Raw genomic sequence first — 17,546 nt, forward strand, 5'->3', positions numbered from 1 at the left:
AATTATTGGAAATAATTGTGTAGTTTTCAGTCGCTTTTTTGTCAAAACGTAAACAAAACTTATTGTATAATGAAAAAAGTTATAATTTAGGAATGAATTTGAGATATCAAATCTTTCACATTGTTTCCTGAATGGTAGTAAGATGTCACTTAAAAAGATTACAAATTATATTGGAGGAAATTGAATGACTTATATTGAGAATTTAAGATCGGATGCTGACAAGTTGCCAAATGGCAAAGTGTTTAGTGCAAGAATTAATTTTATGGAACATATATGTGAAGCCTTAAGCAATAATGAATTGCCTAAGTATCATTTTCCACAGTTTCAATTTACGAAAAAAGAGATAACTTATTATATGGAACATAATATTAGTCTCGATGAAATTGAATTCCAATCAATGTCGGCTGATTTGAATAATTTTGATCATGATTTGGGTGAGTTCAGGACGTATCTTCAAACACGTTTTGGTTATTGGGCAACTATTACAAAAGATTTTATGAAAGTCTGGTCCGATAGTTTTGGAGATGCAAAATATCTTGAAGTTATGGCTGGAAATGGCTATATTTCAAAGGAATTGCAGGAATTAGGTAAAACATCTATTTGTACGGATAATAAAAGTTGGGCTAAACAAAGCAAAACGGGTCATGATTCTTTAATAGATGTCGAAAGACTAGATGCACTGTCAGCAATAGACAAGTATCATGACCAAGTTGACTATGTAATATTAGCTTGGAGTCCGGATCGTGATGAAGTGGACTGCGATATTCTTAAAAAAATCCGTGAATATGGATTAATGCTGATAGTAATAGGTGAGAAGTATGGTGCTACTAATAGTAAAAAGTTTTGGGATAATGCAGAATTCGTTGATTACGAAGCAATTGATGAATTGAATAAAATATACTCACGCTATGACTTGGTACATGATGAGGTATATTTAGTTAAATGATCTATATTAAAAGAAACACTCGTTTCAATATTGAATCGAGTGTTTCTTTAATTATTAGTGTAAAATAAGATATTATATGAGTTTTAAGTATAGGTGAGTATTAAAAATGAAAAAAATTATTTCTAGTATTATTATTTTGATTGCAGTGCTTTTAACAGGGGTTTCAATTTCAAAAAGTGATTCGATCAAATACAACAATACAATGAATCGATTGGGTATGAGTGACAAGGCCCTAGTGCTACATACGAAATCAAAAAAGAACTTGATTTCAGTAGTTAAGGAATTAGATAATAAGAAGCTATCTGGTTATCAAATTATCTTCTTTGAAAAAGATAATAGTGATATGGGTTTTATTTACAGTCATAAGAAAGTCAATAAATTACCAGTTACATCAGGTAGATATTTTTCACAGAGTGATTTTTCTTCACAGATACCATTTGCGGTTCAAGGCAAAAGTTCTGATATAAAAAATTACAAGCCACAAAGTCAAGAATATATAAAAGTTGGCAAAAACTATGTTTCTGCAATCGGGAATATTGGTTTTAATGGTGCAGATACGTTGAACAGTCAGACTTTGATCTCACTATCACCCAATCAGCCTAAAATGAAAGAAAAATTAAATGATGTGATTGCTGTATTGGATGGTAATGCAATATCTTCTAAAGAGAGCTATGCATCGATAAAAAAGGTATTACATGTAACTGGTACACACAGATATAGTCCTCAAAGTGATGATTTTAATAACGTAGAATCTGATAACAATGGCGAGTTGTATATGGTCGGGATTGTTTTATTATTTGCTTTAGCTATTGCTATGGAGTTTTATATATTGATTCCATTACGTTTTGATTTAAATAAGTCCAATTTAACTGGTGATTTAAAAAATAATTATCGTAATGGATTATTATTAAGGTACTTAATCTATACATTGGTACCGTATGTTTTAGGATATATATTTGTTAGTTGGAGGATCGTCATCATTAGCCATTCTGTGTTTAATATATTTATGGTTAGTTCAGCAGGTATCTCTATTTTAATAGGTATTTACCAAATATTCTTTGTAAAAAAGGTGGATTAATAGTTTTATGAACGTTGATTTAAGTAATGATTTCAAAACAAAATATAAAAAATTAATGGGAGATAGGGCGGATAGTCTTTTTGCGGCAATTGAAACAAAAAGCCGTAATTCATTTCGAATAAACCCATTGAAACCCAATTATAAAAATGTTGCCGTCGATTTAAGTGAACCGATTCCATATAGTAATGTTGGATATTTTGGTGATATAGACGGAAAATCCATCGATCATTTGGCTGGTTACTTATATAGTCAAGAGCCAAGTGCTATGTATGTTGCTGAAGTATTGGATCCTGTTGGCAAAGTGTTAGATCTATGTGCTGCTCCAGGTAGTAAATCGACATATATTGCTACAGAAATGGATAATCAAGGCCTTTTGGTGACTAATGAAATAAATAATAAGCGTTCTAGAGTTTTGTCGTCTAATATTGAACGAATGGGAATTCAAAACGCAATTGTGACTAATAATTCACCTAAAGATTTTGAAAACAAGTTTGAGGGATATTTTGATCGAATCTTAGTAGATGCGCCTTGTTCTGGTGAAGGGATGTTTCGAAAGGATCCAGAGTCAGTTAAATATTGGTCTTTAGATTACGTTGAACAGTGTGCAAATCGTCAACGTCATATTCTAGATTCAGCTTTTAAACTTCTTAAGCCTGGTGGGATTTTAGTTTATTCAACATGTACTTTTTCACCTGAAGAAAATGAAGAGAATATTGATTACTTTTTGAATCAATATCCAGAGATGCAAATGGCTGAAATTAAAAAATATGCTGGTATGGAAGACGGTATACCAAGTTGGGGTAATGATAACCAAGAACTTAAAAAAGCTCTTAGAATGTTTCCTGATAGGTTTGACGGTGAAGGACACTTTATTTGTAAGATGGTTAAAGCAGGTGAAGTTACTAAGTCACATGAAAAAAATATTTCAAATGGTATCGGTAAAGATGAAGTAAATTTAGTCGAGAAGTTTTCTAAGGCAAATTTAAACACGTTATCGCAAAATAATTGGTTCAAAGTTAGTGATTTTTTGTATCAGGCAGCCAGTTTAGACAATCGATTTAAGTCAATACATGTGTTACGTAACGGTTTAAAACTTGGTGAATTCAAAAAAAATAGGTTCGAGCCTGATATCGCATGGATATTGGCAATCGAACCTAATGTTTTGAAATCTATATTTGAATTAAATGATGATCAGTTTGAAACATATATGCATGGTGAATCTATTATTTTGAAAACAGACAGTAATATCGGCAACAAATGGTTAGGTCTAAGTTATCAAGGTAAACTATTCAGTTGGGGAAGATACAGCAACAATCAGATAAAGAATGTTTATCCCAAAGGATTAAGACGGTAAGTCGATTTTTCTTTGTTTTGAATAATTCGTTAAGTTCTCATCAAAAATGATGGGAACTTTTTTGATATCATCGATGTTTTTTGCGCCTATGACAGCCATAATGATCTGGATTTGTTTGGCAAAACTTTCGAAGAATAAGGTAGCTTCTTCTAGTGAATACTTTTGAAGATGATGTAAGACAAGTCCAGATATACCTACACCACTAGCACCCATTCTTATTGCTTTAACAACGTCCATTGGAGTACGAATTCCACCAGAAGCAAAAATAGTAACCCTTTTAAGCTCTGGTTGTGCTTCGATCAATGATTCAACAGTAGACAATGAGAACTGGTCTAAATAGGTTAAATCGATTTCATGATTTCTAGCACTCTCGATTTGAGCAAAATCAGTTCCACCAAAGCCTGATATATCAATATATTTAACACCTATATTGATCAACTTATTGATTGAATCATTTGACATACCAAATCCAACTTCTTTAACGATGACTGGAATTTTAACTTCTTCGACAATTTTTTTGATATTATCTAACCAGAAAAATTTTCTGTCACCTTCAGGCATGGCCATTTCTTGAATTAAGTTAAGGTGAATCTGCAAAGCGTTCGCGTTTAGAAGATCGATAGCACTCTTCGCTTGTTTGGGTGTGACCTTGGCAGAAACATTAGCCATAACAAAGCCGTCAGGATTGTTTTCTCGTAGTGGGGTGAATGTATCCGCAGTATCAGGGATACGAAGGTACACGCCCATAGAGCCACTAGAAACAGGTATTCCCAATGTTGATGCCAGTTTAGACAATTCCATATTAAAACGGGCGGATTGTTTGGATCCGCCTGTGATTGCATTGAAATAAAATGGGAGATTAGATTCATAACCAAGAATATTAGTCGTTAAATCTATATTACGATAGTTTAATTCTGGTAAGGCATCATGTAAGAGTCTAATGCCATCAAAATCAGTGAATGATTCTTCTGTAAAATACTTTTCAGCTAGAAATAAATGTTCAACTTTACGTTGAATTTGTTCATCCTGTTTAGGCATGTGCAATTATTTCTCCAATTTTTAGAGTAAGGGGAGTGATTCCAACCTTTTTCCATTCTTCTTTAAGTTGATCAATTTCAATTTGACGATTGCTGATGACAATACCACAATCACCACCACCTGCTCCTGAAGTTTTAGCTGCTCCACCAAATTTTTCGGCGATGTCACATAATTGAGCTAACATTTCAGTTTCAATATGAACATCACTAAAGTCTGCCAAATCAGCCAAAAGACTACGATATTTACTTATCATATCTTTGATCAATTCGGAATTATTACTTCTAAAGCCATCAATCAAATGTTCAACATTTGCTCGACTTGATTTTAGAAAATGTTGATATTTTTCAACTTTTTGAGCCTTTGAAAGTGCAATACGATCAACTAGGATTGATGTTGATGCTGGACTACCAGTCCAACCGACGGTTAGTTCCAAATTTTCAGGTAACTTTAAAGTTTCAATTTTAAGTTCTGGCCAATGAAGTTCAAGAAGCTTAGTTAGACTGTGATTGCGTACCATATTAAAGACCCAGTTTCGGTCAGGGGATTTATAAGCAACAATACCACCGAATGCACTAGCTGCAATATCACCTAAACTACCATTTCCTTGAACTGAAAGGTGAGAGATTGCGGATAACTTGTAGACATCCATAGCCGTTAGATTCAAGTGATAGAAATCACCGAGTGTCTTGACTACAGCAACTGTAACAGCCGCTGATGAACCAAGCCCATATTTTTTACCATCTTTAGAATCAAGTTCACTGGTTACTAATAAATCGTAGTAGTCTAATTTTGCGTTCTTTTCTAAAGCGTATTTCTCGACAAAATTAATGGCCGACAGGATGTATTGAAGTTGACTTTCAGTATCGTCAAAAACAAGTTCTGTTCCTTGTCGGTCCCAGTGTATAAGCTCTTTATTAAGATTTTTAGATTGAATGGTACCGCCATTCTCTGATTTGGTTATGTGAGCAGTCACATATTGGTTTACTGATGCGATTACAGCAGGGAAGCCGGTTTCAACAACCGCATATTCTCCTGCTAAATATAATTTTCCAGGTGCTTTTCCCGTAGACAAAATATCATACCTTTCAATATAAATATCAGATGTATTGTATACCATTACCGATGTTTGCGACAACTGTGGTGACGGTTGGTAAATTATTTTTAATATACTTTTGAACAATAGGTGCTGATTCTTTTGTACAAATAACTTTTACGTTTGGACCGGCGTCAATCGTTGCATAGGCAAATATGCCTTTGGAACGAAGTTCTTTGATCAATTGAACAACAACCAGTGTTTCAGGAGCAAAATAAGTAAATGATGGATTAGCTGAAAGTGTTAATGCGTGCATACTCATGGCGTTGTGTTCTGACAATTCACCGATCTTTTCTACATCTTTTTTAGCAATTGCTTGCTTAATTTCGTTTATCTCTGAAGACACCAGTGTAACCCAATTTGAATAAAAAGGGGAGGTTTTCACGCTAATTTCCATTCCAGAAGTCGATGAAACCTTTTTCATATCTTGACTGATGACAACCGATAATAATGATAAATCAATATTGGGGTGTTCTTCAATAGGAATAGCATAAGAATTTTTATTATTGTCACCAGCAATCCATTCGACAAAGCCACCATAGATAGATCGACTCGCTGATCCAGAACCATTTCTAGCTAATATTGATAAATGTTTGTTGTCTAAATTTAAATTCATTGTTTGATTAATTGAGGCAGCTAAGGCAGCAAATCCCGATGCACTTGATGCAAATCCGGCAGAAGTAGGTACATGATTTATCGATTTGACCGATAAATGTTCTGAAAAGCCGTAATTCTTTCTTATAAAGTCTAGGTAATTTGTAATTCTTTTACTTTCATTATCATTGAGTAGTTTGCCATTCAGATGAATTTCATCTGAATCTTTATCAATGATTTCTGTTTTTGTATCAGTGTAGAATTTGTCCAATGTTAATGAAAGACTATTTGTATATGGGATTTTTAATTTCGTATCTTTCTTACCCCAATATTTAATTAGTGCAATATTGGTATAAGCACGTGTCGTTTTAGTCAATATCAGGTTCCTCCGAATAAATTGAAAGTGGTTGTAGCCAGGTCTGTTCTGCACCAGATTTAATTAGTGAACGTTGGATCATTTCTGCATTAGTTAAATTTCTAGCAAGGCAGATAATACATCCCCCACGACCACCACCAGTGATCTTACTTCCCAGTGCACCAGAATTGTTCGCAGATTGAATCAGTTTGTCAGTTTTAGGAATAGACAAATTTAATTCTGATAAGAGATTGTTTGCGGTATTAAAGATCTTACCTAATGTTTTTAGGTGATTATCATTCAATGCCATTTTGGTTTGTTTTGTACATTGTCCTAGTTGTTTAAGTATTTCTCCAATATAGTGCGGGTCTTTATCGTACATTTTTTTAACGTCTGAAACAGTTTCCTTCGTTTTTCCTTTAACCCCAGAATCGGCAATTACCAAAAATCCGTCTGAATTAAAATTGAAGTAATTCACTTGCTCTTTTTTGCTATAGTTAACAGGAAAATCAGATATAACTGTCAATGCATCTAGTCCACTAGCTTTTCCATGTGTAACTGTTTCTGATTTGTTTACGTAATGTATTAACGTATCATCATCAAGTGGTTTATCGAAGAAATCAAAAAATGCCCTGGTTAGTGCGCTACCAATAGCAGCAGATGAACCAAGACCTCGTTCTATTGGTAAACTACTATCGATACTGATAGCGTAATTAATATGTTCAGTATTTAGTTTTTCATCTAGTAAATTGATCAAGTATTTAACACCTGATAGTGAATCAGGCAGATTGGATAATTTTCCAACGAAGTATTTTGATGATAAAGTGCTTTCTGGATTGACTTTGATACGAACTATCACAGGTATACTTACAAGAGGGATGGCAATGGCTGGATATCCATAAACTACCGCATGTTCTCCCATGATAATTGTTTTACCATGACTTTTTCCAATTCCTTTAAGCATTATTTTCCACCTATCTTTCTCTATTTATATATTTTATACATCTAATGGCTGGATTTCCACTGTCATCAATTAACTTATGATAGAATTTTTTCATCAGGAGGGATAAATAACATATGACTTTAAACTTTGTGCTCGGCAAAAATCAATTTGATCATCAAAAAAAAATAATGGACTTATTCCAAAAGGATTATAAAAAAAATCCCAATGGACAATTTTTCTTCCTCGTTCCCAATCATATTAAGTTTGAATCTGAAATTAATACACTGAGAAGCTTAGGCAATGATGATGATGAATTGATTGCCACAAGTAATGTTCAGAGCTTTTCATTTTCACGTTTGGCTTGGTACTTTTTACGTGATCAAAGTATTTATAACACTGAATCCTTAACTGAGACTAAATCAGCGATGTTATTACGCAATATTATTTTACAACATGAGTCTGAATTGAAGATATTTTCAGGCATGGTGGGTAAATCGGGATTCATAGACCAGTTGTCTAGTCAGTTCACTGAATTATTAAATGGTAAAGTGCAGCCTGATGATCTTGAATCAGTATTGAATCAAAACAATCCTGATTTATTCATTGATAAGATTGAAGAGTTAAATATTATCTATAGTGATTATTTCAAACAAATTTCAGGATTAGCTACTAATAATTTTGAGCTTGATGCTTTGAGTCAATACTTTGATGAAGATATACATTCAAAAAATTACTATTTCTATATTTCAGGATTTTCTTCATTTACTGCTCAAGAATTGAATTTAGTGAGATCAATGATCATTAATTGTTCAATCGTGGATATTTCATTTTCTATGGATATACAAGCCTCAAATGAAGATGATGAGACTGAATTTTATCAGAGACCATTGAGAACATATAATCAATTAAGTGAAATTGCTAAAACAAATCATATCAATCATCATGATGAATTGGCCGATTCTTTACGAGTTCTTCCAGATATTGCTAATCTTGAAGATTATTGGATTCAATCCAGCGGATATGGAAAGAAACCTGCGGCAAAGTTGGATAATAAAAACTCTGTTCAAATTTGGAAATGTACTAATAAGCAAACAGAAGTATCTTCGACAAGTACTTACATAAGAAATTTGGTGGCAACACAAGGCTATAGGTATAAGGACTTTTTGATTTTAACTAGAGATCTTGGACAATATGGTTCGTTCATTGAATCATTTATGGAAAATAGTGAAGTACCATATTTTGTTGATCTTCAGAATAAAATGGTAGATCATCCTTTTAAAAAGATGATAGATTTGTTATTTGCTATTGTTAACCATGGATTGCAAAGTTCTGATGTGATAGCACTTTTGAGAACAGAACTATTGATACCTGAGGAATTTGTCGATATTGATATTAGTGAATTTCGTTCAGCTATTGATTTGCTTGAGAATTTCGTATTAGCCAATGGATTAACTAAGCGTAATTGGTTGGGTGAAGATTTTGTACCTAATGCAAAACTTGATGAGGAAGTAGACCAGGTCATAATCAACAATTTTCAGGTAATGAATATTGTTAAAAATTATATTGTTAAGCTATATAAAAAATTAGATGCTTTCTTTAAACAAACACATACTAGTATCGAAAGTGTGACATTTTTATATTCATTTTTGAGTAAGTGTGGTGTTTTTGAAAGATTAATAAATTGGCAAAAGCAAGCTATGGAACAAAATGATTTGGCCTTTGCTAATCAACCAGATCAAGTCGTAAGTAAATTCAATGAAATACTAGATGAATATGTTTCAGTTTTCAGTGAAGAAACATTTGATTCAGATGCATTTATTGAAATACTTGATGCAGCCTTTGAAAGTGCTAATTATTCTCAAGTTCCATCGACACTTGATGCGGTCAGTATCTCTGAAATAGGGATGATTCAACCAGAAGATAGAAAAATCGTTATCATCCTTGGTGCGACGGTTAATAATATGCCAGGAAGTTCTGTATCTAATGATATTATCAGTGATGATGAACGACAGATTATTTCAAATGGTCTAGAAGATGGAAAATTTCTAAAGGATACAGATGAAGTCATTAATAATTCTGAACCATTTTTACACGACATTATTTTTACCACTCCCAAACAAAGGTTGATTTTTACGTACCCCAATTTTACAGATGATAATAAGCAACAAGAATTATCTAGTTATGTGACTAGAATCATGAAGTACTTTGATTTAACGGAACAAGTCGTCTTATTAAATCCTGACACTGGAGCTGTTAAAGAGAGTCAAATATTACCGTATATAGGATCTAAGACATCCAGTTTGAATTACTTGATTCGTATTTCTAGATCAGCTAAGGATGAAAAATTAGAGTTATCAGCACCTTGGAAATACGTTCGTAGTGTTTTATTAGATGAAAATAATGATCAAACCAAATTTGCGTTAAATTCACTAGATTATAAGAATGTACCAACTAAATTAGATGGGAACACTGTTGAACAATTGTATGGCGATAATATGAATGTTTCGATCTCCAGATTAGAGACGTTTTATAAGAATGAATATGAGTATTTCTTGAAGTATGGATTGCGTTTACAACCGAGAAAGGTATTTGAAATATCTTCATCTCAAACAGGGTCGTTATTCCATGCTGTACTCGATGGATTAGTAAAATTCACCAATCAGCAACAAGTTAAAATACAGAACCTAACTGATGAACAGATCAACAAAATTGTTGGCGATATTTTCAAAGAGAAAATCACTTATCCCGAGAATAAAATATTCTTATCTTCAGCCAGGATGGAATTTATTGCTCAGCAGATCGAAAAGACATTAAAACAGCTAGTCACAGCAATCAAACGACAACTTTCAAGAAATGACTTCGTGCCACGGGCTAGTGAAGTAACTTTTGGTCGTATTAATGGAGAAGGTAATTTACCTGGAATAGCACTTAAAGTACTAGGTAAACATTGGATAAATGTCCGTGGTAAGATTGATCGAATTGATGAATTGAAATTAGATAATAAGGACTATTTGGCTGTTGTTGACTATAAGTCTAGTGATCGTGACTTTGTTTTTTCTGACTTCTTAGAGGGAATCACAATGCAGATGCCAACATATCTGCAAAGTTTAGTCGAAAATAAAGACTTATTGACGACAGATAATGATGCAAAAATTGCCGGAGCATTTTATTCTCATATTCAAAATCCAAAATTGATCCTAACTAAAAAAGGCTTTACTGATGAGGATTTATTAGGCAAATTCAAGCTTAAGGGATTAGTTTTAGACGATGAAACTTTACTTAAAAACCTTGATACTGAGTTAGTAAATGGACCTTCACCAATTTTGCCAATTAAGATAACTAAAGCACATGGATTAGAGGCAGCTCCTGAGAGTGTGGTTAGTGAGAGTGACTTGTTTAAAATTCTTAATTATAATCGTCACTTAATTACTAAGGCTGGAGAAAAAATCTACTCTGGACAATTGGAACTTAACCCATTTCGAGACCATGAAATGAAGACTGGATTAGAATTCAGCGATTATCGTCCAATTTTTGAATTTGATGCGATGTTACCGGAGAATGATTACCACGAAATAATAAATTATAAAAAAATTGATGTTTTGAAACAAATTGAAGACGTTTTAGAGGGAGGAAATGAGGATGCCTGAATGGACAAATGATCAAAAAAAGGCCATTTTCCATAGTGGTCACGACATATTAGTGTCAGCTGCGGCCGGTTCCGGTAAAACAACAATTCTGATTGAACGTATTGTTGAGATGTTGAAACAAAACAAAAGTATCGACAATTTGCTTGTAGCTACCTTTACAGATGCTGCAGCAAAAGAGATGAAGGATCGACTGGTAGCCAGAATTAAAGAAATAATTAATGATGAAGAAATTGACCATGAATTAAAACGTCATCTTCAGGAACAGATCTTTAAGATTCCCTCAGCTAATATAAGTACGTTGCATGCGTTTTGTTTAAGTATTATTAAGAAGTTTTACTATGTGATCGACCTTGATCCTAATTTCAGATTATTAAGTGATGATACTGAGAGATCAATGATCCAGGAACAAGCTTTTGATAATGTCAGGAACTATTATTATGAAAAAGATGACGAAGATTTTTTAAACTTAACAGAGAATTTTTCTAATGATCGTAGTGACGATGGATTAGTTGAAGTTGTTTTTAATCTGTATAATTTTGCAATTACAAACTCAAAGACGGATGAATGGTTAGATGGATTAAGTTCTAATTATCGAGTAAATAAGCCATTTAGTGAGTCCAAATTTTATCAGAACTACTTTATTCCGCAATTATCAAAATCGTTGCAACAGATAATAGATGAGTCTAAAGGTGCAATCAATATAGCTAATGATGATCAATTGGCAGTTAACTATGTTGTGGTGTTTAAGGATTTAATTGAACAGTTGACTAATATCGAGCTGAATATAAATAAAGTATCATACGATGAGCTTCGTCAAAGTATTTTAGATATTAAGTTAAAACGGGCTAAAGCAATTAAAAAGGCTGATAAGGAGGGGGTCGATACTGATATCCTTGAATCAGTCAAAGCAACTCGTGGACTAATAAGTAAACAATTAACAACAGATCTGATCAATGATTTCTTTTTGCAAAATGAAGATGGAACTATTGAAACAATGAATCTATCAGTCAAATTGATTGAGAAGCTAGTTGAAGTTGAACATCGTTTTATGAAAGAATTTTCAAAACTAAAACTTGATAATCACTCTCTTGATTTCAATGATCTAGAACATAAGGCGGTTTTGATCTTGACCTCAAGTGTTGATGATAAAAAAGTTGCCTTGAACTATTATCAGAATAAATTTTCTGAGATCATGATCGATGAATATCAAGATGTTAATGCGATGCAAGAAGATATTATCCAATTGTTGTCTAATGATGACAATCATATATTCATGGTTGGAGATATTAAGCAATCTATATACGGTTTCCGTCAAGCAGCACCATACATTTTTGCTCAAAAATATGCAGAATTTCAAAAAGATGAGAATCCTAATGAATTGATCAATTTATCGATGAACTTTAGATCTTCAGGATCAGTTGATGATTTTATTAACGCTATATTTATGAAGATTTTTGATAAAAGTATTGGTGATATTGATTATGATGATAATTCAAAGCTGATTGAAGGTACGAATTTTTCAAAAGATGTTGATTCTAATAATGAGATGTATATTGTTAGTCGTGATAAAAATGTCAATGCTGTTACCAAGCGACAAAGTCAAATAGAGTTTGCCGCAACAAGAATTAAAGAATTAGTAGATTCAAAATTTCAAATTTTTGATAACAAACATCAAACAACTCGTGATATTAAGTACTCTGATATTGCTATTTTGTCTAGGACTAAGAATAATAATACTGACTTGATTTCATATTTTGCCAAAGCAGAAATACCACTGATGGTCACTGATGCTCAAAATTATTTTCAAACGACTGAGCTACAAATTATGATGTCAATGCTTCAAATAGTTGATAATCCTAGACAAGATATTCCACTAGTGGCTGTTTTACGATCTCCAATCGTGGGATTAAATGAAGAAGATCTGGCCGAAATAAGACTAGTTGATAAATCTGATGATTATTTAACGGCGATGAAATCCTATCTTGTTAAAAATACTGATGATAATTTGAAAAATAAGATCAAGACATTTTTTATTCAGTTAGAGACATATCGTGATTTTGCTAATAAGAGCAGTATTGCTAGATTGATCTGGAAGATATATCAAGAAACTGGACTTTTGGAGTATGTTTCAGGGATGCCTGGTGGTAAACAGCGTTCAGCTAATTTACATGCGCTATATCAGCGAGCAAGTTCTTATGAAGAAACTAATTTAAAAGGACTTCATCAGTTCATTGATTTTATTCAACGTATGGAAAAGATGAATAAAGATTTAGCGCAACCAAATAGTGTGGAAGCGGTCGATGATACAGTAAAAGTTATGACAGTTCATGCTAGTAAGGGATTGGAATTTCCAGTTGTATTATTTTTAGATGTTAGTCATGGTTTTAACACTTCAGATTACATCGGGGACACGTTATTTGACGTTGATCTTGGAATGGGAGTTACGGTATTAGATACAAATAGCCGGATCGCAATCCATTCTATGCAACGCTCATTGATTGCGGCCAAGAAGAAAGTTTCCACGATATCTGAGGAAATGAGATTATTGTATGTTGCCTTGACTCGTGCTAAACAAAAAATAATTATGATTGGATTTGAAAAAGATCCAGAAAAATTAATGAATAGCTGGGATCAAGCAACTGTTCAAGAAAATGGCGTACTGGATGAAGCCTCAAGACTGAGTTCTAAAAATTATCAAAATTTAGTCGGAATGAGTGTTCTGGATTATAGAGATAGAGTTAATAATGACAGTAAATACGTTAACGAATCAGCTCACGTTACACTGGAAATTATGAATGAAGAGAGTAATTCGATAGAGTCTGTTAAAAGTGATATAGAATCTAGCGCTCCACAAGAAGTTTCAAAGAAATTTAAGGATACAGTAAATAAGCTTATTAATTTCAATTACAAGTATCAAGAATCCGTTGAAACTACAGCTTATCAATCCGTATCTGATATTAAGGGACTGTTCGCTGATCCAGATGATGATAATATGGGCGATGATCTATTATCGGAAAATGGTAAGTATATTAAAGAAAGCTTTTCAAAACCAAAATTTCTCAATGATACTAATAAGGTGTCGTCAGCAGAAGTAGGTAGTGCCACTCATTTACTATTGCAGAAAATAAACATTGAAAGTATTCCAAATGAACAAGCATTCAAAACATTATTGGATACTTCTATAGCTGAGGGTACAATCTCTGATCAAGTAGCAAAAAGAATTGATTTGAATAGTCTGGTGAAGTTTTATCAGAGCGACTTGGGTGAGATCATCTTAAAGAATCATGACGATGTTTCTCGTGAATTTCCATTTTCAGTTTTGATGCCAGCAAAAATGTTATTCAAAAATTCAAGAAATAGTGATTATGATGATGAAAGGATTTTGGTTCATGGTATTATTGATGTAGTGATTGAATTAGAAGACAGTATAATTCTCTTTGACTATAAAACTGACAATGTTAATTCCAAAAGTATTCATCAAGCGATTGATAATTACTCTGGTCAGTTGAATTTATATGCTCAAGCAATTTCGGCCATTCGTCATAAACCCGTTAAAGAAAAATATTTATACTTTTTGAAGATTAATCAGGCAGTAAATTTAAGTAAAAATAATAATTAGATTAGTGGTGAACTATATTGAAAAATTCCTACGCTGTTGTCGACCTTGAGACGACTAATGCCAATTGGCATGACAACGGGCGTATTATTCAATTTGGCTGTGCACTTATTGAGAATGGTGAAATTGTTAAAATTTATAACCAGAAAATCAATCCCGAAGTACCAATTCCAAGCAGAATTACAGCTTTAACTGGATTGAGCGATGGGGATGTTAAGGATTCACCGACTTTTGAAGAAATGGCACCAAAAATTTTTAAGTTACTCAAAAACAAAGTATTTATTGCACATAATGTTAATTTTGATTTAACGTTTTTAAATCGTGAATTCAAACGAATTGGTATGAATGAACTTAATATTAAGGCAATTGATACTGTTGAACTATCACAGATCCTATTTCCAACTATTAGTAGTTATAAGCTACAGGATTTAACGGGATATTTAAGTATTGAACATGACAATCCACATAGTGCAGATAGTGATGCCTTAGTTACAGCCAAGTTGTTTTTGATAATTATTAAGCGTCTGCAAGAACTACCATTACAGACCTTAAAACTTTTGGCTATTTTTGGAAAAGATACTATCCGTGATACTAACTTAGTTTTTAAGTTAGTTGAGCAAGAGGTAGAAAGTAAGAACAACACTTTGCCAGATTATTTGTATGAGAAAAATGGTTTGATATTACGCAAGAAAGATTTCCATGTAGCAGAAGAAATCGATCATAATTCTAAATACCCCAAAACTAAAAAAGAAAAGCAGAATAAGTTAAGTGGAATTTTGGATTATCGTAAGAATCAAGCTTTATTAATGGATGATATTTATCAGACTAGTCAGCATCAAAATAATCATAAAAAATGGAATTTGATCGAAGCACCAACTGGCTCTGGTAAGACACTAGGTTATTTGTTACCACTGTCATATGCAGTGAATAGTGATCAAAAACTAGTTATTGCTACAACTACCAAGGTTCTTCAGCAACAGATCATTGAACAATCCATTCCTTTGCTTAGCCAAGTTACTGGCAATAATTATCATGCAGAAGTTGTTAAAAGTAGTTATAACTTTATCGACTTGGATAGATTTTATGAAGCTTTGGATAATTATAAAATGCATAGTCATACAGCTATATTAAAAATGAAGATTATTGTCTGGCTAACTATGACTACGACTGGTGATTTAAGTGAATTACATTTAACTAATTACAACAGTCCACTATTTACGATAATTAGGCATCGAGGAGAACAAAAAAATAACACTTTATTTAGTGACGATGACTTTTGGAATTATCAACAAAATCGCTATCATGAATCATTGATTTTAGTGACTAATCAATCTTTTCTAGCCAGAAATTTAGATAGTAATATATGGGGAGACAGTTCTTTTCTTGTAGTTGACGAGGCTAATCACTTTGCTGACAGTTTAAGGGATGTAGCTTCACCTAATGTAGATTTCTTGCGATTGAATGAATATGTCAAAAAGATTAGCGATATTTTGTACCAAAATCGAGTTACACTACGTTATGCATTTACTGAAGTAACGACTCAACTTTGGAATTATCAGGATCTTCAGGATATGGAGAGCCATTTTCAAGCAGTTGGTGAGTTAATGCAACGACTTGAATTTAATATTTTTGAAAATTATATTCAAAATAATGTCTCATTAAAAAATAGAGAACAATTCGTTTCAATTATTGATAGTCAACAAAATTTTGGTAAGGATAATTCTGAATTGATAGATTTGTTTTCTGATCTGATTATTGAACTATCATTGATCGTTAATCGAATTGATACATTATTTGATCAATATAATTTTCAGAAGAATTTTATTTCGGTTGAACTATCAAAAGTTATTTCAAATTTAATAATTGAAAATAGTAAGTTACGTGGCACACTTAGTAATTTGGATGAGTTGTTGCAATCGTTACAAGGTAATAAAAAAGAATTTGGACTTCAAATTGAAATGCGTGACTATTATGAACCTAATACCTTAAAGGTAAGTTGGAGACAATTTGATATTAAGGATTTGGTCGATCAAGTTACTGATAGGTTCAATCAAATAATTGCTATTGGTGCTGCTATTACGATTCAAAAAGATTTTTCACATTTCATAATGGATCTGCAATTAGATGAGGAACAAATCAACCAAATGAAGATTCTTCCAGATTCTAACAATATGTCAAAAAATGCTAAAATCTATTTACCATCAGACATTCCAGATATCGGTACACTTAATAATGATGAATATTTTGATATGATAACTAGATATATAGTTGAAGTACTTGATAATATGGATCGTCAAACAATGATCTTGTTCAATTCATTAAATACCTTGAGTAAAGTCTATGAACGGTTGATGGGCACCGATGTTAAGGAAAAATGGGAGATACTTGCCCAAGGTGTGACTGGAACTAATGAAAAAATCAAGAAGCGTTTTGCAATCGGACAAAGATCTGTGCTATTAGGTGCCAATTCTTTTTGGGAGGGTGTAGATTTTCCTAATAAGATGTTGGAAATACTAATTGTCACAAGAATTCCTTTTGAATCGCCTGAACAACCAGATGTAAAAATCAGACAGGATATTTTACGCGAACGTGGTTTGAATATCTTTAAGGCTGATGCATTGCCAAAAGCAATACTTCAGTTGCGCCAAGGATTGGGACGTCTAGTTAGGAGTCCTAATGATAAAGGTGTGATATTATTATTGGATAATCGTATTTTAACTAAAAATTACGGAAAAGAAATTTTGAATTCATTACCAAAAGAATTACCAGTTATTAGTGAAAATATCGATTTAATTAAAAAAGATATAAATGAATTTTTGAATTAGACAAAAAGTTGATATACTATTGTTGCTGTACTATTTAAGTTGACTAAGGTAAAGGAA

General features: G+C 32.7%; 10 protein-coding genes. 6 read left to right on the top strand and 4 right to left on the bottom strand.

Going from position 1 to position 17,546, the window contains the following annotated elements:
* The first annotated feature begins 184 nt into the window (after nucleotides 1–184).
* From BTM29_RS09665 to BTM29_RS09675, 3 genes are all read left to right on the top strand, one after another.
* Nucleotides 185–946 (top strand): hypothetical protein, encoded by a 762-nt coding sequence (locus BTM29_RS09665; protein WP_076616769.1) that lies wholly within the window; start codon nucleotides 185–187, stop codon nucleotides 944–946.
* A 106-nt stretch (nucleotides 947–1,052) separates the two neighbouring features.
* Nucleotides 1,053–2,024 carry a hypothetical protein gene (locus BTM29_RS09670; RefSeq protein ID WP_076616773.1) on the top strand — a complete coding sequence of 324 codons (972 nt, stop codon included), beginning with the start codon at nucleotides 1,053–1,055 and terminating at the stop codon, nucleotides 2,022–2,024.
* Between the two features lie 7 nt (nucleotides 2,025–2,031).
* Nucleotides 2,032–3,378, top strand: a complete 1,347-nt coding sequence (locus tag BTM29_RS09675) for an RsmF rRNA methyltransferase first C-terminal domain-containing protein (protein ID WP_076616777.1) — start codon at nucleotides 2,032–2,034, stop codon at nucleotides 3,376–3,378.
* Here the strand turns inward: BTM29_RS09675 and fni are convergent.
* Genes fni through mvk form a run of 4 tightly spaced genes read right to left on the bottom strand, consistent with a single transcriptional unit; the run spans nucleotide 3,367 to nucleotide 7,422 of the window.
* Entirely contained in the window at nucleotides 3,367–4,416 is a 1,050-nt protein-coding gene (gene fni / locus BTM29_RS09680; protein WP_076616780.1) for a type 2 isopentenyl-diphosphate Delta-isomerase, read from the bottom strand. The two genes, BTM29_RS09675 and fni, sit on opposite strands and share 12 nt — an antisense overlap.
* Entirely contained in the window at nucleotides 4,409–5,488 is a 1,080-nt protein-coding gene (locus tag BTM29_RS09685) for a phosphomevalonate kinase (protein ID WP_076616783.1), read from the bottom strand. The genes fni and BTM29_RS09685 overlap by 8 nt, the downstream gene beginning before the upstream one ends.
* A gap of 25 nt (nucleotides 5,489–5,513) precedes the next feature.
* Nucleotides 5,514–6,479 carry a diphosphomevalonate decarboxylase gene (gene mvaD / locus BTM29_RS09690; protein ID WP_076616787.1) on the bottom strand — a complete coding sequence of 322 codons (966 nt, stop codon included), beginning with the start codon at nucleotides 6,477–6,479 and terminating at the stop codon, nucleotides 5,514–5,516.
* Nucleotides 6,472–7,422 (bottom strand): mevalonate kinase, encoded by a 951-nt coding sequence (mvk, locus tag BTM29_RS09695; RefSeq protein WP_076616790.1) that lies wholly within the window; start codon nucleotides 7,420–7,422, stop codon nucleotides 6,472–6,474. Before mvk ends, mvaD begins: the two co-directional genes overlap by 8 nt.
* A gap of 113 nt (nucleotides 7,423–7,535) precedes the next feature.
* Between mvk and BTM29_RS09700 the strand changes: the two genes are divergently transcribed.
* Genes BTM29_RS09700 through BTM29_RS09710 form a run of 3 tightly spaced genes read left to right on the top strand, consistent with a single transcriptional unit; the run spans nucleotide 7,536 to nucleotide 17,489 of the window.
* Nucleotides 7,536–11,048: a PD-(D/E)XK nuclease family protein gene (locus BTM29_RS09700; RefSeq protein ID WP_076616793.1), complete on the top strand. Its 3,513-nt coding sequence runs from the start codon at nucleotides 7,536–7,538 to the stop codon at nucleotides 11,046–11,048.
* On the top strand, nucleotides 11,041–14,667 hold the full coding sequence (gene addA, locus BTM29_RS09705; protein ID WP_076616797.1) for a helicase-exonuclease AddAB subunit AddA: 3,627 nt from the start codon (nucleotides 11,041–11,043) through the stop codon (nucleotides 14,665–14,667). The genes BTM29_RS09700 and addA overlap by 8 nt, the downstream gene beginning before the upstream one ends.
* 17 nt (nucleotides 14,668–14,684) lie before the next feature.
* A complete protein-coding gene (locus BTM29_RS09710; RefSeq protein WP_076616802.1) occupies nucleotides 14,685–17,489 on the top strand; it encodes a helicase C-terminal domain-containing protein in 2,805 nt (934 codons plus the stop codon).
* Nucleotides 17,490–17,546 lie beyond the last annotated feature (57 nt).

It is taken from the genome of Companilactobacillus allii (assembly GCF_001971585.1).
Taxonomy (GTDB): Bacteria; Bacillota; Bacilli; order Lactobacillales; family Lactobacillaceae; genus Companilactobacillus; species Companilactobacillus allii.